Source organism: Yersinia vastinensis (assembly GCF_044905075.1).
Taxonomy (GTDB): Bacteria; Pseudomonadota; Gammaproteobacteria; order Enterobacterales; family Enterobacteriaceae; genus Yersinia; species Yersinia vastinensis.
Map to the genome: position 1 here is coordinate 1538125 of NZ_CP173260.1, position 17539 is coordinate 1555663.

Consider the following 17539-nt stretch of genomic DNA (forward strand, 5'->3'; position numbering starts at 1 on the left):
TAAGTGGATCTGTGATGAGACTCCGCTTTTACCTCCCCCCTGCGTCTATTATCTCTGTTGTAACAAATCTGTAGCAATCGAAAGTCTATTGACGACTTAAACCACCAACGGATGATGGAGTTTGGGATGATAAAAATAAAGACGGCGTACGCCCTGACCTTATTAGCAACTCTCTTACCTGCTTCAGCCAATCTTGTGGCTCAAGATAAGGTCGTGGCTCAGGATAAGAACGGTCATTATAAACTTGAACAGGTTTTAGTCATGAGCCGCCATGGGATACGTGCGCCCTTGGTGAATTATGGCGATATGCTCTCCAGTGCCACCCCGGATAAATGGCCTGAATGGAGTACACCTGGTGGTTACCTGACACCCAAAGGGGCCGAACTTGAGGCGATGATGGGGGGATATTTCCGCCAGTGGTTGGCAGAAACCAAATTACTCAAATCGACCGGATGCCCGACACCAACCACGGTATTTACCTACGCCAACAGCTTGCCAAGAACCATTGATACCGCACAGCATTTCTTATTTGGCGCTTTCCCCGGATGTAATGTTCCAGTTACCCACCAAAAAGAAATCGGTAAGATGGATCCTGTCTTTAACCCGATTATTACTTTAGATGTTACCCCTGAATTTAAAGAAAAAGCGTTGGCTTCAATTAATCAACATGCAGGGCCGGGTGGGGTAGAGGGGTTGAACAAACGTTTACAGCCAAATTACGATTTACTGTCTAACATCCTAGATTATAAAAATTCACCAGCATGTCTAGTCGATAAGAAATGTGACTGGAGCATGCAGCCGACTGAAATTGTATTAGTACAAAATAAAGAACCGGGCATTACTGGCCCACTGAAATTAGGGACTGGTGCCTCTGATGCTTTCATGCTGCAATATTATGAAGGCTTCCCGGCGAAAGATGTGGCTTGGGGGCGGATTCAGTCATCTGAAGAGTGGCGTAAATTAATCGATATCAAGAACCTCTACCATGAAACTTTATTTGGCTCTCCTGCTATCGCAGATAATGCCGCCGAGAAATTAGTGGGCTTTATTAGCTCTGCTCTTGATCCTCAGGGTGAGAAAACCCCGAATGAATTAGCCGCGCAAAAAGCGAAGTTTGCAGTATTGGTTGGGCATGACTCCAATATTGCTTCATTACTCGCAGCACTTAAAACCAAAGAATACCAACTGCCTGATCAATACGAGAGAACCCCGATCAGTGGCAAAGTGGTCTTTGAGCGTTGGAAAGATATTAAACAAAATAAAGATCTGATGAAGATTGAGTATATTTATCTGTCGACCGAGCAAATTCGTCATAAAACACCGTTGTCACTTCAGGCACCACCAAAACGTGTCACGTTGGAAATCGAAGGCTGCCCGATTGATGCGAAAGGATTTTGCTCAATGGATGATTTTAGAAAAGCAGTGAAACAAAATACTCAGATCTAGTTTGAAGCGGCTGAATCTTGAGTTTGGCCGTTGACAGATAATGGGGCTGGCATAAAACGATCGGCTGCGCTAACGTGACCTTTCTTTGTCAGCCCTGTTATTTGTAGATTTCCTGATGACATTATTCGCAACGACTCATCGTGCAGTAAAAACAGTATTCAGACCTTTTCTGAAAGACCGCCTGCTGCATATTTTAGTGATACTGGGTATTGGTCTTACGGCCATGATGCCAGCCAAAATTAGCGCCTTTCCACAGTTTATTGACTGGACCACCATTGTGACGTTGTTGGGGTTAATGCTGCTGACAAAAGGGGTTGAAGTCAGTGGCTACTTTGATTTTATTGGTCGCAAGATAATTAATGCGTTACATACTGAACGGCATCTGGCGCTATTTTTAGTCTTGTCTGCGGCGGTATTGTCTTCTTTCCTGACGAATGATGTCGCGCTGTTTATCATTGTTCCCCTGATTCTGACATTGAAGAAAATATCGTCTTTACCCGTTTCCCGTCTGATTATTTTCTCTGCATTGGCCGTGAATGCGGGCTCGTTGTTAACGCCTATCGGTAATCCGCAAAATATTCTGTTATGGAGCCGTTCCGAACTCTCTTTTATTGGCTTTACTCACCAGATGGCCCCTTTGGCAGCAGCTATTTTGCTCACACTCTTGGCGGTGACCTGGTGGCGTTTCCCCGCGCGAAAAATTGTTAAGCAAAGTTCTAGCCCGATTTACCCTTACCAATTCCGCCTATTGCTAAGTTGTTTGGCGCTATATGTAATTTTTATTGTCTGTGTCGATTTGGGGTTGGCAAGTTATGGATTATTCATTGTATTTGCGGGCTTATTGTTATTGGCGCGGCGAGTTTTATTAGCAATAGATTGGAGTTTGATAGTGGTCTTTATGGCCATGTTTATTGATGTTCGCCTACTGACCGAGTTACCTGCTTTGCAGTCATTGTTTGGTGAAATCAAAACTTTGTCTACGGCGGCGGCCTATATATTAGGTATTGGTTTATCCCAACTGATTAGCAATGTTCCGGCCACAATCTTATTGCTGAATTATCTTCCTTCCAGTGCATTGGTCGCCTATGCCGTGAATATCGGTGGCTTTGGTTTTGCTTTGGGTTCGATGGCGAATTTAATTGCGCTGAGAATGGCGGGAGAACCCGCGATTTGGTTGAAATTCCACGCCTATTCACTGCCCTTTTTATTCTGGAGTGCACTGGTTGGTTGGGGGCTATTGGCACTGTAAAATGAGTGGCTCAGATAAAGATAGCCTGAGCCAGTAATCTACGGGTAGCGGCTAATTAAAGAAAAATAGCCAATAAAAATACCATCACAATTATCAGCGTTACAAAAGCCAGTGATGGTTTTTGCAACAAAGGTTGTAATGATTGTGGCAGTGCGGCAATAAGCGGGTTAATGATTGGCTGAAGACTTTGTTGATCTTCAGCCAAGCGCTGGGCGGTATTGGCTCGGTCTAATCTGGCCGCAAATAGCACGTTAATAATGTCGTTCAATTGCGCCTGTGTCAGCGGTGTTGTTGAGCTGGCTTGAAAGCGATTCTGTGTGTAATCAATTAATAACTGCTGCTCTTGCGCATCGGCGGGCTGTTTCAGTACGGTTTGCAGATTCACTAACGTGGGGGCTGTTTGCTGGCTAAGGGCAACTTTGGCCTGTAAAAACTGGCTGAGTATCTGAAAATGGCGTGCGGGTAGCGGGTCATGACTTTTCACACTCACCAAATCAAATAGGGCTTGCCATATTTTGGCTGGTTGCTCCCCAGTAGCGGCACTGAGTTTAGCCACCAGTGATTGAATATGTTGCTGCTCTGCCGGGAGCAACGGTCTGTCAGTTATCGTCGTTAATTGCGGTTGCGGAATATTTAGCGTGCCAGATTGCAGTAATACCAAAACTTGTTGTAATTCGGTATGACTTAACTGGCTTAATACCGTATGACCAAATTGCTGGCGAATAAAATCACTGACTGCTTGCCGGTTATTACCCTGAGGTAGTAACTCGGTCAACTGCTGACGTAGTTGCTGATTGGCGTGATTTTCCTGAGCCTGCGACAACCGGGTTTGCAGTAATTGCTCGGCGGGTTGGAAGTGGCGAGCCAATAAATCACTGGTGCTGCTGAGAGATAAATCATGGCGTAGTGCAGCCCAGATTTCGGCTGATTTTATTGGGCTAAGGGCCATAATTCGTACAATCAGTTTTTCCAGCGTTGTACGCTGTGCAGGAGTTAGTGCCTGATCTTCCACTTGACCCGGAGAGGGCATTTTGGGCAGTGCAACATTGCGATCAGTGGCAATAGGTACACTTGGGCCGTTCAAAGGTTGCATATAACCTGTCCTTCGCAGTGGAGGAGATTTATCGGTGGCCCGGTATGAGATCCAAGCAGTTGGTATAATACCTGTAAATGTGAGCAACCAATATATTCTTATTAGGTTTGAATGAATGTCCTGCCCAAAAATGTATTGGTTTCGTTTGGTTAAGAAGAGATACATAACGCGCTAACCACCGAACAGATTCCCCGTCCGGGTCGCTCACAAGCCGAAACCAGATTCAAAACATTTTCAGCTAAAACCTAAATTGAACCTTTTTGCTGACTATTGTTTACCAACCAACCATTGATAATGGAAATTATATCGTTAAGATGATGCCTAATAACTGAATGAGATTATTAAGTATCAATAATGTTTAAACGACAACGCGCGGCAAAGTGGTTCCTCTGTCTGGCTTGCCTGGTCATACTGGTTTGTATGACTCAGCGCATCGCTAGCTTGCACGCGTTGGAAAAAAATCTTCTCCCGACATCATCGTCACAAGTGGTTACCACTGATGCTGATGAAGCACCAACACCTTGTGAATTGAGTGCCAAATCTTTACTGGCTTCACCGCCGGTTCTGTTTGAATTAGCGATTTTCTCGCTGGGTTTATTGCTGCTATTGCTTGTCCCTATTATCCCCACCAGTATGCGGTTCCCACCGCCCAGAGTCATATCACCCAGTGGTTTGAGGGTGCATCTGCGATTGTGTATTTTCCGGGAATAACCCAACTCTTTGAATAACTCTAGCTCGCGAAGTGCGGTTTTCATTTATCAGCCATTTTTATAAAAACCGTACTGTGCGAATAATCATAGCGACACAATGTGTGGCTGTGCTTAATTTATTCATGGAGAGATTAAATGCGCAATTTAAGCAAAACAGCGCTGTTTTGTCTGTTGCTGCTGTGGATGCCCACCCTTTGGGCTGCAGACAGTGGTTGGTTGGTCCGTCCACAAAATGACCATGCTAAGGTTCAAATTCGTGCCGAGCCTTCTGCTGATGATAAAACCCGTATGTTATTGAGTGTCCAACTGGAAAAAGGTTGGAAAACCTATTGGCGTTCACCGGGAGAGGGAGGTATTGCCCCTGTCATCGCTTGGGCAACGCCACTTGAGTCCGTTAAATGGTACTGGCCTGTGCCACAACGTTTTGATGTGTCTGGGATTTCAACTCAGGGGTATCATGAGCAGGTAATATTGCCGATCGTTATTTCTGGTCAGGTTCCCAAAATCTTAAGCGGTGTTTTGACTCTGTCGACTTGTAGCAATGTCTGTATTTTGACTGACTACCCGTTTAGCGTTGACCTCTCCTCTGCGGTCAGTGGTGAAGAGCAGCAGCAATTCGAACATGATTTTGCCCAGGCGATGGGGCAGGTGCCGATTGCTAACGCATTGACTCAGCAGATTCAGGCGGGTTTTAGTCACAGTGAAGTGCAAATTCTTGCTCATCGTGATGAAGGTTGGCAGCAGCCGGAACTGTTCTTCGATACGCTCGACGATGTGGATCTCGGCAAGCCGATAGTGAGTGTGCAAGGTGCCCAGTTATCAGTGCGAGTACCCGCCACCGATGGTTGGGGAGAGGGCTCCGCCGATCTGAACGGAAAGTCACTGACTATGGTGATTACCGATGAAGGACTAGCGCAAGAAGCCACGGTGACAGTTGGGCCAGCATTAGCGTTACCCCAATCCTCAACCACGTTTTGGTCTTGGGTGTTGATGGCACTTGTGGGCGGATTGATCCTCAATCTGATGCCCTGTGTGCTGCCAGTATTGGCGATGAAACTTGGCTCTATTTTGCAAACAGAGCACCAAACTCGCCGTCAGGTGCGCTGGCAGTTTCTAGCCTCGAGCGCCGGGATCGTCACTTCATTTTGGCTGCTGGCGTTATTGATGAGTGCTTTGCGCCTAGGCAACCATGCCCTTGGCTGGGGAATTCAGTTCCAAAGCCCGTGGTTTATCGGTTTTATGGTGCTGGTTACTGCGATCTTTACCGCCAATCTATTCGGTCTGTTCGAAATTCACCTCTCTTCATCACTGAACACGCGAATTGCTACGCCCCGTGTTGAGAAACCGGGGGCGCACGGTATGGCCGGTCATTTTGGACAGGGTGTACTGGCGACATTGTTGGCTACACCGTGCTCCGCGCCATTCCTCGGCACTGCAGTGGCTTTTGCACTGGCGGCCCCGTTACCCGCACTGTGGGGGATTTTTACAGCTCTCGGCGTGGGAATGAGTCTGCCGTGGCTGGCTGTTGCGGCATGGCCCAAACTGGCGCTATGCCTACCGCGTCCCGGCCGTTGGATGAATCATCTACGTATTGGGATGGGAGTGCTGATGTTGGCATCCAGCCTATGGTTATTGAGCCTAATGACGAGTCATGTTGGCCTGCAAACCGTGATGGTTATTGCTGGAATATTATTATTGGCCCTGTTACTGGCCATTGGCTGGCGTTATGGCATTCGAATTGCTGCTATCGTCAGTTTAATCGGGGTGTTGCTTGTCGGGGGCTTGTTGCTGGTGGGGTCATTGACGGCTGATTTATGGCGTAAACCTCTACATGACAATATCCCGTGGCAGCCATTAACGGAGTCCGCCATTAAACAGGCTTTGGCCGAGCATAAACGTGTGTTTGTCGATGTCACCGCAGATTGGTGCGTGACGTGCAAAGTGAACAAAATTCACGTGCTGATGCGCGATGATGTACAGCTTGCTTTGCAAGCGCCTGATGTAGTAGCACTGCGCGGGGACTGGACTCGGCCTTCTGCCGAAATCACTGAATTTTTACGCAGCCGCGGCAGTGTCGCCATTCCGTTCAATCAAATTTATGGGCCACAACAACCACAGGGCATCGTGCTTTCCCCTCTGCTGGATCGTGATGTGTTATTAAAAGTATTGGCCGACGCTAAAGGAAATGAAAAATGAGAATATTAACTGTATTGCTGTTTGTCCTATTTTCGACGCCATTGTGGGCGGCGGCACCTTTTACCCCAGAACAAGAGGGGCGGATTAAAGAGCTGATTCGTGAAACGTTGATAGCGAATCCCGATATTCTGGCGCAATCGGTCGATGCTTGGCAGCAACAGGCGAATGAGGCTCAGGGGCAACAACTGAACCAATTTATCGAGACCAATAAACACGCTCTGTATCAAGACCCCGGTAGCCCACGATTTGGGGCCGCAGTACCACAGCTCACCTTGGTTTCGTTTACGGATTACAACTGTCCTTTCTGCAAAACATTTGATCCGTTGCTGGAAAAATTAGTGAAAGAGTATCCGCAGGTTGCTGTGGTGATTAAACCCTTGCCATTTAAAGGTGAAAGTTCAGTGACCAGCGCACGATTGGCACTGACCCTATGGCAGCAGCATCCAGATCAGTTTCTGGCTTTTCATCAGCGTTTGATGGCGAAAAAAGGGTTCCATGATGCTAGCAGCATTGCTGCGGCACAGAAAAAAACCGGCGTGACGCCTGTGGAGCCGAGTGAGCAAAGTTTGAATGTGTTGCGCACTAACCTGAAACTGGCTGATCAGTTAGGTATTCAGGGCACTCCTGCCACCTTAATTGGCAACCAAATGGTGCCGGGAGCGATTTCATACTCGCAATTAGAGGAAATCGTTAAGCAACAACTGGCGCAGGCCAGTCAATGAGCCGTTTAAAGCGCTGGGGTAAAGAGTTAGTTATTTTATTGCTCGTGGTAGCCGCTATTTCATTTGGTATGGATTGGCTGCGCAGTCCACAGGCCCCTGCAGACTGGCCAGATAGCACGTTGCATACCTTAGCGGGGAAGCCGGTTTCCCTGCAAGAGATGAGTCAGGAAAAACCTTTGCTTATCTATTTCTGGGCGACATGGTGTGGCGTGTGTAAATTCACTACCCCCAGTGTTAATCAGTTGGTGCAAGAAGGGGAGAATGTCCTGACTGTCGCCTTACGTTCTGGTGATGCGCCGCAGGTAGAGCGTTGGCTGAGTAAAAAAGGCTATCAACTGCCAGTGATTAATGATCCACAAGGCCAGTTGTCGGCACAGTGGCAAATTAATGTCACTCCAACCGTGGTTATCCTCTATCAAGGGAAAATGGTGCAGCACACCAGCGGTTGGACGAGTTATTGGGGAATGAAACTGCGTCTGTGGCTATCAACGCTTGGTACTTAAAAGCGCAGTTAACTCTCCAATGTTTCAATGAGATAGTGACAGCCCGGCCCCTTATGCCGGGCTTTTTTGTGCCTGACACTGGCGGATTGCAGTACTCAGACGGCTGATTCCTTGAGTTATCAGTTCGGGTGAATTAGCAGCGAAATTTAAGCGCAGGCTGAATTCGCCATAGGACTCTTGGGAATAAAATCCACCGCCTTTAGCGAAAGTGACTCCCGCTTGCCATGCCAGTGGCATTAAACGTGAAATTGGCGCATTTTTAGGCAGTTGCAGCCAGATAAATAACCCACCATCTGGGATCTCAAACGTACAATCTGGCGGTAATGTGTGTGTGAGTGCCTCGGTCATGGCATCACGGTGTTGGCGGTACAAACGGCAGGCTCGGCGCAGCTGTTTGTCATAACGGCCAACAGTAACAAAAGCATCCAGCGCCCGCTGGATCAAATTTGAACTGGTAAAACTATCGACATGTTTCAAACGCGCGAGTTGCGTGTAGTGGGGTTGATCCGCCACCAAATAACCAATCCGCATACTTGGCAACAGCATTTTTGAAAATGTACTGACATAGATAACCTCGCCTGGCGCTGCGAGTGAACGTAGTGATGGCAACTTTTTCCCGCTGTAACGCAGGTCCCCCACATAGTCATCTTCCAGAATGACCACCCCAGCAGTTCTGGCTATCTGCAATAGTTGGTGGCGACGGGGTTCACTCATACAGCGGCCAGTGGGATTGTTAAAGTTGGGGATGCAATAGAGAAGTTTGGGTTGGTACTTGTCCAGCAAGCTGGGTAGAGTTTCGAGTTTCATCCCCTGTGAGTCACTGGGCAACGCCACTATATTCACTTTATGCAGGCGAAACAGAGCGAGTGCTTCTGCATAGGTGGGCTCTTCGACTAGAACAGTATCACCGGGGGCCAGCAATGATTGACTCACTAGACTGATGGCGTGTTGTGAACCATTCGTTATCAGCAATTGCTCTGGCCGAGTGGGGATCCCCTGCGCAGAAAGAATGCGGCTGAGGGTATCGCGCAATGGGTAATAGCCACAGTAATCGCCGTAACTGAATGCTTCTTCAGCATGGCGGCGCAATATGGATTGCAGGATCTGGCGAAACTCATCCAGTGGGAAAATCTTCGGGCTGCCAATTCCGGCGGCAAAATTAATCGTATTCGGTGGTAAAGGGATATCAGCATAACCGTCCAACCGCGAAGTCACGGTGGTAAAACGGTCGAGAGGAAATTCATCTTGTACGCGCGCAAGCGGCTGACTGGGCGGTGGCGGAAGATGACGGACATAAGCACCGCTACCACGCCGCTGCTGTAAAAAGCCTTTGGCGGCGAGTTCGGCGTAAGCACTATCAACCGTCAGACGACTCACCGACAACTCAGCGGCCAGCGTGCGAGTGGAGGGCAATTTATCACCGTCAGCAAACACGCCACTGAGGATAGCCCGGCGCAATGCTTCTTCAATTTGTAGATACAGCGGAATGTCTTGTTGACGGTCTAAAGGGATGTGCATGCGATAACGGCCTAAAGTGGCTCATGTCAGAAAAGATGTTTTCACTATACCCCTTGTTAACAAGGCTTCAAGCTAGAAAAAGTGGCCTGCATCAATCTGTAGAGAAGTGGCTCTGGTCGCCTAAAAACGCCAGCGTAGAATGATATTCATTAATTGATGTTGTGAATCCAATGAGGCAGCGATGGCAATACCGGCGGGGTTACCCCCATCTATGATGGGTTCGCCATTGGCGGGCCGTGTTTTTTTTACCGGTAAACGACAAGGTTATGCGCTGGCGATTATCAGTGCCGTATTATTAGGTTTTACCGGGATAATCATCCGCATCCTGACTGCACATTATCATTTGCCCACCTCTGTTTTGGCTTTTTGGCGAGCCGCATTAGTGGCGGCGGTATTATTGCCTATTTTACTCATCATCAGACCGCAGTGGGCCAAACTGCGCCGTGATCAAGTGAAGTTCTATCTCTCATATGGCTTATTGTTGGCGGTATTTAATGGGTTATGGACAGAATCTGTCGCCTTAAACGGAGCATCGATATCCACCATTTTGGTGTATTGTTCGGTGGGGTTTACTGTTTTTCTTGGGTGGATTTTTTATAACGAATATATGGGATGGCGTGAACTGCTGGTGATTATCATCAGTTTATCGGGCTGTTTTCTGGTCAGCGATGGTGTAAATATTACCGCAGCGGACTTTAATTTTATCGGTCTGTTTATTGGGCTAGCATCGGGAGTCGGCTATAGCTTTTATACCTTAGCGGGGAGAATTGCCACTGATCGTCGCTATCCGGTGTGGAATACTATTTTGTATGTATTTGGTTTTTCCGCTGGCTATCAGCTGATATTTAATCAGCTCTTGTTGTGGTTTCCGGTTCAGGGGCTACAGCAAATGGTCGGGGATCTGTTTTTCTTATCTCATGGCGCACAGGGGATTCAATGGTCTGGCTGGTGGCTATTGCTGATTCTAGCCGCAGGCCCGACATTATTGGGGTTTGGTCTGTTTAATCTCAGCTTGAAGACATTACCGCTGGCGGTTGCCAGTCTATTATTAACGCTAGAGTTAGTGTTCACTGCCGTGATTGCTTATTTTCTGCTGGGCGAAGTGTTGTCGACATCGCAATTGCTGGGGAGTGCATTGGTATTATTGGGAGTATTCATGTTGCATAGAAAAGATCATGTGCAGGTGGGCGTTGAGATAGCGGCGGATAATAAGGCCACTATCTCATCTTGATAGTTTATTGGGCCGCTTTCCTGCGCAGTGGGGTGCGCAAACGTTGAGCCAAAATGACCCCGGCTAAGGTAATGCCGCCGCCAATCAGGTGATAGCTGTGCAATTGCTCATGCAAGAAGGTTACGGCGATGACTGCGGTAAATACCGGCGTCAGGTTCATAAATATTGATGCGGTGTTTGCTCCTAAACGCATCACACCGTGAATCCATAAATAGGGCGCAATAATAGACGCAGGAATACCAGCAAATAAGACCAACGGAATATTCTGTGCGGTTAATTGCACATCCGGTGCCAGTAGGAAATTAGGCAACAGCAGCACCACACCAAAGGCGATTTGCATATAAAGCGATTGCCAATTAGGTAACTGAATCGCCCAGCGTTTTGTTAACACGCCGTACAAGGCATAGGATGCCGAGGCTCCAAACATCATCAGTTCACCCTTACCAATACCTTGATGCAGTAATTGTGCTGGATCACCAGCACTGACCAGCCACACTAATCCCCCTAATGACAACACACTGCCCAGAGCAATCCCGACAGTGGGGGCGACGCGTAACAGGAAAATGCTGATAAGCACCGTCAATAATGGGATTAATGAGCTAAGGATCCCCATAAACAGGGCGCTGACACTGTGGGCGGCGTAATAAGCCAGACTTTGGTAAAGCACCATGCCCAGCAATCCCAAAATCATCAGCTTCCACCAATAGACGCGAATTGCTTGCCAGTTACGGATAACCCCCAGCAGTAAAAATGGCGTTAAGGTCAGGAATGCCAGTACCCAGCGATAGAAAGAGATCGCTGCCGGGTCAATAGCTGTGGCTGATATCTTGCTGACAACGGCATTGATTGACCAAATAATCACTGCGAATAAGGGGAACAACACATTCATGCTAATAATTCTCATCAATATACTTATGTGATGTAGTCTACAGTTGTCTGATTTATTCTATATACTGATAACCAGACAATAATTGCTGTGATTAGGACAATTTCAGCCAGCAGATGAGTGACCACGAGAGTATTGACGATGAAAAAACCTGATTTCCCGATGGTTGCTGCCACCGCCCCGCAGAATTTGTCCTTTCGCTGCGAGATATACAATGCCAATACGGAGTTTCTGCCGCACAGTCACACATACGGGCAGTTGATATGTGTCAAATCAGGTGTGTTGGCAATGAATATTGGCGGACAGCGTTTCTTGGCTCCCCCTGAGTTCAGTGTCTGGGTACCCGCAGGGGTGGAACATTCCAGTTATAATCGCAAACCGATGCATTTTCGCGCCATTGATATTGCGCTGGCGTTCTGTAATGGGCTACCGGCATCGGCTTGCCTACTGAATGTCAGCCCAATTTTTAATGCCATTGTTGAGGATTGCTTCGCTCGGGGTTTATTGATGCCGGAGAGTGAGCAAGATATGCGTTTAGCGCATGTGCTGATTGACCAACTTAATCAATCCCCGGTGCAGCGCACCTATCTGCCGACCTCGCAGGATAAGCTGTTATCGCCGGTGCTGATGGCTCTGGAGCGCTGCCCGGCAGATAACACCTCATTGGCGCTTTGGGCTAAACGTGTCTACACCACCGAACGAACACTATCACGCCGTTGCCAGCAAGAGTTGGGAATGGCATTTAGTGAATGGCGACAGCGGCTGCGATTCTTACACGCCATCTCTTTGTTGGAGCAGGGAAAAACAGTACAAAGCGTGGCGCTGGATGTTGGTTATAGCTCGGCATCGGCCTTTATTGCCATGTTTCAGCAGATTTCAGGTACTACACCCGAACGTTATCGAAGAACCTGAAACACCGCATTTTTTGGGTATATACTAGGTCCCCCTGTTTTGTAGGGCAGTAAGCTGCCGGAGAACAACGTGAAGATTCTGGTTGATGAGAATATGCCGTACGCGGAAACGCTATTTCAACGGTTAGGTGATGTGCAGGCAGTGCCGGGGCGACCTATCCCCCTTGATGCACTGGCGAGCGCAGATGCACTGATGGTGCGCTCGGTAACCAAAGTGAACGAGGCATTACTGCAAGGCACCTCAATTGGTTTTGTGGGTACGGCCACCGCCGGTACTGACCATGTCGACGATAACTGGTTACGGCAACAGGGTATCGGCTTCTCCGCCGCACCGGGTTGTAACGCTATTGCGGTGGTGGAATATGTCTTTTCCGCTTTGATGATGATGGCCGAACGTGATGGTTTCCAACTGCGTGATAAAACCGTTGGGATTATTGGGGTTGGCAATGTTGGTTCGCGGCTGAATACTCGCTTGCAAGCCCTTGGCGTTCGGACTTTATTATGTGATCCACCACGAGCCGATCGGGGCGATAATGAAACCTTCTGGCCGCTGGAAAAACTGGTGCGCGAAGCAGATGTTCTCACTTTCCATACACCGTTGAATAAGACTGGGGTCTATCAAAGTCTGCATATGGCTGATGAAGCGTTACTGGCAGCCCTGCCGGATGGACGTATTCTGATTAATGCCTGCCGTGGTGCTGTAGTCGATAACGCTGCCTTACTCCGTGTTCTGGAAAAAGGAAAAAAACTCAGTGTGGTATTAGATGTATGGGAGCCTGAACCAGAGTTATCTTTACCGCTATTGGCGCGTGTTGATATTGGTACACCCCATATCGCCGGATATACGCTGGAGGGCAAAGCACGTGGTACAACTCAGGTATTTGAAGCGTTTAGTCAGCATCTGGGGCAGCCGCAATCGGTAGATCTTGCGACTCTTTTACCACAGCCAGAATTCAGCCAACTGCAACTTAATGGCGAGCTGGATGAAGGCAAATTAAAACGATTGATGCACTTAGTGTATGATGTGCGCCGCGATGATGCGCCGCTGCGCCGTGTTGCTGGCCTGCCGGGCGAGTTTGATCGCCTGCGTAAGCACTATCAGGAACGTCGCGAATGGTCATCACTTTGCGTGCAGTGTGACAACGCGGCCAGCGCAGAGCTATTACAGAAATTAGGGTTTACCGCTCAGTTACGTTAACTCGCTATATAAATTAATCGTTATTGAATATCAGGCGGTATTTTACCGCCTTTGTCTTATCAATCATTAGTGGAGAAAACCAACATGTCTGACGGCTGGAATATTGCTCTGTTAGGAGCTACGGGCGCAGTAGGTGAAGCTTTGCTGGAGCTATTAAGTGAGCGCCAGTTCCCGGTTGGTGAATTGTATCCTCTGGCCAGTGAGCGCAGTGCCGGCGCAACCGTGCGCTTCAATGGTAAAAGTTTGCTGGTCGAAAATGTCGCTGAATTTGATTGGTCTCAAGCACAGTTGGCTTTCTTTGTCGCCGGCCGTGAAGCCTCCGCGCAATATGCTGAAGAGGCAGGAAATGCGGGCTGTTTAGTTATCGACAGCAGCGGCTTCTTCGCCATGGAACACGATGTGCCGTTGGTGGTGCCGAGTGTGAACCCGCAAGTGCTGGCAGATTATCGCAATCGCAATATTGTTGCCGTAGCCGATAGCCTGACCAGCCAGTTACTGACGGCCATTAAGCCATTGACAGAACAGGCTGGTTTATCTCGCCTGCATGTTACTGCGCTGATTTCTGCTTCAGCCCATGGCAAAGCGGCGGTGGATGATCTCGCTGGGCAAAGTGCCAAATTGCTCAATGGTATCCCTGCCGAGCCGGGGATCTTCGCTAAGCAACTGGCTTTTAACGTGCTGCCGCTGCTGGCAGATGAAGAGGGCAGTGTACGTGAAGAGCGCCGTCTGGTGGACCAGGTACGTAAGGTCTTGCAAGATGAAGGTTTGCCAATCTCAGTGAGCTGTATTCAGTCACCGGTATTTTATGGTCAGGCACAGGTGGTTCATCTGGAGGCATTACGACCAATTTCTGCGGAGGAAGCCCGCAGCGAACTTGAAGATTGTGAAGATATTCAGTTATCTGACGAAGATGACTACCCCACTCAGGTCAGCGATGCCTCCGGCAGTGATGTTCTGAGCATTGGTTGTGTCCGCAATGATTATGGTATTCCCGAGGTGTTGCAGTTCTGGTCAGTCGCGGACAACATTCGCTTTGGTGGTGCATTGATGGCGATTGAAACGGCGGAGCGCCTGTTGCAGGAGCAACTATACTGATGTCCGAACTTGAGTTGGCCCAGCAAGACAATACCGTGGCTGAAGCTGTCGGTATAAAGATTGCGCTGGGTATTGAATACAATGGTAGCCGCTATTTTGGCTGGCAGCGGCAACAAGAAGTTGCCAGCGTGCAGGGGTGTCTCGAAGCCGCGTTATCAAAAGTTGCCAATGAACCTATTGGCGTCTTTTGTGCTGGGCGGACAGATGCCGGTGTGCATGCGACCGGGCAGGTGGTGCATTTTGTCACCACGGCGATGCGTAAAGATGCCGCATGGACTATGGGGGTCAACAGCCATTTACCACCAGATATTGCGGTGCGTTGGGTAAAAACAGTTGATGATGATTTTCATGCCCGCTTTAGTGCGACAGCTCGCCGCTACCGCTACATTATTTTTAATCATCGCTATCGTCCGGCCGTTTTGGCGCAAGGGGTCACCCATTGTTATATGCCGTTGGATGCTGAAAAAATGGAGCAAGCGGCCCAATGCCTACTCGGCGAAAATGATTTTACCTCGTTTCGTGCAGTGCAGTGCCAATCGCGTACACCATGGAGAAATGTAAAACATGTCAAAGTTACCCGACATGGCGCGTATATCGTGGTAGATATCAAGGCCAACGCTTTTGTCCATCATATGGTGCGTAATATTGTCGGTAGCCTGATCGAGGTGGGTTGTGGCAATCAAGATGTGACTTGGATGGCCGAGCTGTTGGCGCTTAAAGATAGAACACGTGCGGCAGCAACCGCGAAAGCAGAAGGGTTGTATTTGGTCTCAGTTGACTATCCCGAACACTTTGCTTTACCAAAAGCACCGATGGGGCCACTTTTTTTAGCGGATGACTGATAGAAAAAGTGAATATGAGTTTGGCTGGCAATAATTTGGGGCTAAGGAATACCTAAGAAAGTTCAGTTAAACTCGCCCAATCAAAAATTAGGTTTAGCGACTTACCGAGAGTATTTATGGAATTTATACGTTTCGTTATTGATTTTATTTTGCATATTGATGTTCATCTGGCGGAGTTGGTGTCGCAATATGGGGTTTGGGTTTATGGCATTTTATTCCTGATTTTATTCTGTGAAACCGGTCTGGTGGTCACACCATTCTTGCCGGGGGATTCTTTGCTGTTTGTGGCCGGTGCGTTGGCCTCTTTACCTTCCAATGATATCAATGTGCACATTATGGTTGCTCTGATGGTCACTGCGGCCATTTTAGGGGATGCCATTAACTACGCTATTGGTCGGGTATTTGGCGAAAAACTATTCAGTAATCCGGACTCCAAAATATTCCGTCGTAGTTATCTGGATAAAACCCATCAGTTTTATGAAAAACACGGTGGTAAAGCGATTATCTTGGCCCGATTTGTCCCGATCATTCGTACTTTTGCGCCATTTGTGGCCGGTATGGGGAAAATGTCCTATCGGCATTTTGCCGCGTATAACGTGATTGGGGCATTGGTATGGGTACTGTTATTCACTTATGCTGGTTACCTCTTTGGTAATGTGCCTATCGTGCAGAACAATCTGAAATTGCTGATTGTCGTTATTATTGTGGTGTCAATTTTGCCCGGTGTATTCGAGGTTTGGCGTCATCGGCGTGCAGCGGCACGTCAGAAAAATCAGTAAAAACGTTACCTAAGCCGAGGGTTCGACCAGTTTTTTATCTACACTGTCGAGCCAATATGGTTTAATGAGTGACATTTATGGTCTGTTCCTGCGGACAACCTGAGTATGAGTGCCTTGGTTACGCTGTACCAACGTGTATCTTAGGCATTTTTTATTGGGGTGTTTTCAGGGAGATGGTTAAAGCATGAACAGCGGACTGGCAACAGCCAGGTTCAAACAGAAAGGTCATCGATGAGCTGGATTGAACGAATTCTCAACAAAAGCAATATCTCACAAACCCGTAAAGCGAGTATTCCTGAAGGGGTGTGGACAAAATGCGACAGTTGCGGTCAGGTACTTTATCGTGCCGAATTAGAGCGCAATCTGGAAGTGTGTCCTAAGTGCGATCACCACATGCGTATGTCAGCCCGTGCGCGGTTACATATGCTGCTGGATGCAGGTAGTGAAGTTGAATTGGGTAGCGAGCTGGAGCCGAAGGACATCCTGAAATTCAAGGATTCCAAAAAGTATAAAGACCGGCTTTCTGCTGCGCAAAAAGAGACAGGCGAGAAAGATGCGCTGGTTGCCATGAAAGGAACCTTGCAGGGGATGCCTATTGTTGCTGCTTCATTTGAATTTGCCTTTATGGGCGGTTCAATGGCATCAGTCGTCGGTGCCCGCTTTGTGCGCGCGGTAGAACAGGCATTGGAAGATAATTGCCCACTGGTATGTTTCTCCTCCAGCGGCGGTGCTCGTATGCAGGAGGCATTAATGTCTCTGATGCAGATGGCAAAAACCAGTGCTGCTTTGGCGAAAATGCAAGAGCGTGGCTTGCCGTATATCTCCGTTCTGACGGATCCAACCATGGGCGGTGTTTCCGCCAGTTTGGCAATGTTGGGCGATATCAATATCGCGGAACCTAAAGCGCTGATTGGTTTTGCTGGCCCGCGTGTTATTGAGCAAACGGTACGTGAAAAACTGCCGCCGGGCTTCCAGCGCAGTGAGTTCTTGATTGAAAAAGGTGCTATCGACATGATAGTTCGCCGTCCGGTTATGCGTCAGACGCTGGCCAGCATCTTGTCTAAATTGACTCATCAGCCACAGCCAAGTGTGGTTGAGGCCAAGGCTGATGCAGCGACGACTGATAATCAGGCCGATGCCTGATTAACCCAACGGGCACC

Annotated in this window: 16 protein-coding genes; 13 read left to right on the top strand and 3 right to left on the bottom strand. The window is 48.4% G+C overall.

What is annotated here, in order from left to right:
* Positions 1-126 precede the first annotated feature (126 nt).
* Both agp and ACIOG0_RS07285 read left to right on the top strand, forming a co-directional pair.
* Positions 127-1446, top strand: a complete 1320-nt coding sequence (gene agp, locus ACIOG0_RS07280) for a bifunctional glucose-1-phosphatase/inositol phosphatase (RefSeq protein WP_050096861.1) — start codon at positions 127-129, stop codon at positions 1444-1446.
* Between the two features lie 115 nt (positions 1447-1561).
* Entirely contained in the window at positions 1562-2695 is a 1134-nt protein-coding gene (locus ACIOG0_RS07285) for an SLC13 family permease (protein ID WP_050096862.1), read from the top strand.
* A gap of 55 nt (positions 2696-2750) precedes the next feature.
* Here ACIOG0_RS07285 and flk read toward each other — a convergent pair whose 3' ends face one another.
* Positions 2751-3788, bottom strand: coding sequence for a flagella biosynthesis regulator Flk (flk, locus tag ACIOG0_RS07290; RefSeq protein ID WP_050096863.1), 1038 nt, complete (start codon positions 3786-3788; stop codon positions 2751-2753).
* A 354-nt stretch (positions 3789-4142) separates the two neighbouring features.
* Here flk and ACIOG0_RS07295 point away from each other — a divergent pair, with 354 nt between their 5' ends.
* The 4 genes from ACIOG0_RS07295 (at position 4143) to ACIOG0_RS07310 (ending at position 7919) form a co-directional block, all read left to right on the top strand.
* Complete coding sequence (locus tag ACIOG0_RS07295; protein WP_128450916.1) at positions 4143-4499, top strand: copper resistance protein; 357 nt, start codon at positions 4143-4145, stop codon at positions 4497-4499.
* 134 nt (positions 4500-4633) lie between these two features.
* Positions 4634-6694 carry a protein-disulfide reductase DsbD gene (locus tag ACIOG0_RS07300; protein ID WP_128450915.1) on the top strand — a complete coding sequence of 687 codons (2061 nt, stop codon included), beginning with the start codon at positions 4634-4636 and terminating at the stop codon, positions 6692-6694.
* Positions 6691-7416, top strand: a complete 726-nt coding sequence (locus tag ACIOG0_RS07305) for a DsbA family protein (RefSeq protein ID WP_050096866.1) — start codon at positions 6691-6693, stop codon at positions 7414-7416. The genes ACIOG0_RS07300 and ACIOG0_RS07305 overlap by 4 nt, the downstream gene beginning before the upstream one ends.
* Positions 7413-7919: a protein disulfide oxidoreductase gene (locus ACIOG0_RS07310; RefSeq protein ID WP_128450914.1), complete on the top strand. Its 507-nt coding sequence runs from the start codon at positions 7413-7415 to the stop codon at positions 7917-7919. The genes ACIOG0_RS07305 and ACIOG0_RS07310 overlap by 4 nt, the downstream gene beginning before the upstream one ends.
* Before the next feature lie 51 nt (positions 7920-7970).
* Here the strand turns inward: ACIOG0_RS07310 and ACIOG0_RS07315 are convergent, their stop codons facing one another.
* Positions 7971-9437, bottom strand: a complete 1467-nt coding sequence (locus tag ACIOG0_RS07315) for a PLP-dependent aminotransferase family protein (RefSeq protein WP_050140342.1) — start codon at positions 9435-9437, stop codon at positions 7971-7973.
* Positions 9438-9618: 181 nt separating this feature from the next.
* On the opposite strand from ACIOG0_RS07315, the gene ACIOG0_RS07320 reads away from it, so the two are divergent.
* Positions 9619-10668 carry a DMT family transporter gene (locus tag ACIOG0_RS07320; protein WP_128450913.1) on the top strand — a complete coding sequence of 350 codons (1050 nt, stop codon included), beginning with the start codon at positions 9619-9621 and terminating at the stop codon, positions 10666-10668.
* A 4-nt stretch (positions 10669-10672) separates the two neighbouring features.
* Here ACIOG0_RS07320 and ACIOG0_RS07325 read toward each other — a convergent pair whose 3' ends face one another.
* The gene (locus tag ACIOG0_RS07325) at positions 10673-11557 is read right to left on the bottom strand and encodes a DMT family transporter (RefSeq protein WP_050140343.1); all 885 of its coding nucleotides are present in this window, start codon (positions 11555-11557) and stop codon (positions 10673-10675) included.
* Between the two features lie 138 nt (positions 11558-11695).
* On the opposite strand from ACIOG0_RS07325, the gene ACIOG0_RS07330 reads away from it, so the two are divergent.
* The 6 genes from ACIOG0_RS07330 to accD all read left to right on the top strand — a co-directional run bounded on the left by ACIOG0_RS07330 (position 11696) and on the right by accD (position 17522).
* Entirely contained in the window at positions 11696-12466 is a 771-nt protein-coding gene (locus ACIOG0_RS07330) for a helix-turn-helix domain-containing protein (protein WP_050140344.1), read from the top strand.
* Between the two features lie 69 nt (positions 12467-12535).
* On the top strand, positions 12536-13663 hold the full coding sequence (pdxB, locus tag ACIOG0_RS07335; protein WP_050096872.1) for a 4-phosphoerythronate dehydrogenase PdxB: 1128 nt from the start codon (positions 12536-12538) through the stop codon (positions 13661-13663).
* An 84-nt stretch (positions 13664-13747) separates the two neighbouring features.
* Positions 13748-14758, top strand: a complete 1011-nt coding sequence (locus ACIOG0_RS07340) for an aspartate-semialdehyde dehydrogenase (protein WP_128450911.1) — start codon at positions 13748-13750, stop codon at positions 14756-14758.
* The gene (truA, locus tag ACIOG0_RS07345; RefSeq protein ID WP_050140347.1) at positions 14758-15600 is read left to right on the top strand and encodes a tRNA pseudouridine(38-40) synthase TruA; all 843 of its coding nucleotides are present in this window, start codon (positions 14758-14760) and stop codon (positions 15598-15600) included. The genes ACIOG0_RS07340 and truA overlap by 1 nt, the downstream gene beginning before the upstream one ends.
* A gap of 116 nt (positions 15601-15716) precedes the next feature.
* Entirely contained in the window at positions 15717-16379 is a 663-nt protein-coding gene (locus tag ACIOG0_RS07350; protein ID WP_050096875.1) for a DedA family protein, read from the top strand.
* A gap of 231 nt (positions 16380-16610) precedes the next feature.
* Complete coding sequence (accD, locus tag ACIOG0_RS07355) at positions 16611-17522, top strand: acetyl-CoA carboxylase, carboxyltransferase subunit beta (RefSeq protein WP_050096876.1); 912 nt, start codon at positions 16611-16613, stop codon at positions 17520-17522.
* Positions 17523-17539: the final 17 nt, after the last annotated feature.

Excerpts from the sequence above, each read along its gene's own strand:
- agp (WP_050096861.1), top strand. The coding sequence starts at position 127 with ATGATAAAAATAAAGACGGCGTACGCCCTGACCTTATTAGCAACTCTC.
- ACIOG0_RS07285 (WP_050096862.1), top strand. The coding sequence starts at position 1,562 with ATGACATTATTCGCAACGACTCATCGTGCAGTAAAAACAGTATTCAGA.
- flk (WP_050096863.1), bottom strand. The coding sequence starts at position 3,788 with ATGCAACCTTTGAACGGCCCAAGTGTACCTATTGCCACTGATCGCAAT.
- ACIOG0_RS07295 (WP_128450916.1), top strand. The coding sequence starts at position 4,143 with ATGTTTAAACGACAACGCGCGGCAAAGTGGTTCCTCTGTCTGGCTTGC.
- ACIOG0_RS07300 (WP_128450915.1), top strand. The coding sequence starts at position 4,634 with ATGCGCAATTTAAGCAAAACAGCGCTGTTTTGTCTGTTGCTGCTGTGG.
- ACIOG0_RS07305 (WP_050096866.1), top strand. The coding sequence starts at position 6,691 with ATGAGAATATTAACTGTATTGCTGTTTGTCCTATTTTCGACGCCATTG.
- ACIOG0_RS07310 (WP_128450914.1), top strand. The coding sequence starts at position 7,413 with ATGAGCCGTTTAAAGCGCTGGGGTAAAGAGTTAGTTATTTTATTGCTC.
- ACIOG0_RS07315 (WP_050140342.1), bottom strand. The coding sequence starts at position 9,437 with ATGCACATCCCTTTAGACCGTCAACAAGACATTCCGCTGTATCTACAA.
- ACIOG0_RS07320 (WP_128450913.1), top strand. The coding sequence starts at position 9,619 with ATGGCAATACCGGCGGGGTTACCCCCATCTATGATGGGTTCGCCATTG.
- ACIOG0_RS07325 (WP_050140343.1), bottom strand. The coding sequence starts at position 11,557 with ATGAATGTGTTGTTCCCCTTATTCGCAGTGATTATTTGGTCAATCAAT.
- ACIOG0_RS07330 (WP_050140344.1), top strand. The coding sequence starts at position 11,696 with ATGAAAAAACCTGATTTCCCGATGGTTGCTGCCACCGCCCCGCAGAAT.
- ACIOG0_RS07340 (WP_128450911.1), top strand. The coding sequence starts at position 13,748 with ATGTCTGACGGCTGGAATATTGCTCTGTTAGGAGCTACGGGCGCAGTA.
- truA (WP_050140347.1), top strand. The coding sequence starts at position 14,758 with ATGTCCGAACTTGAGTTGGCCCAGCAAGACAATACCGTGGCTGAAGCT.
- ACIOG0_RS07350 (WP_050096875.1), top strand. The coding sequence starts at position 15,717 with ATGGAATTTATACGTTTCGTTATTGATTTTATTTTGCATATTGATGTT.
- accD (WP_050096876.1), top strand. The coding sequence starts at position 16,611 with ATGAGCTGGATTGAACGAATTCTCAACAAAAGCAATATCTCACAAACC.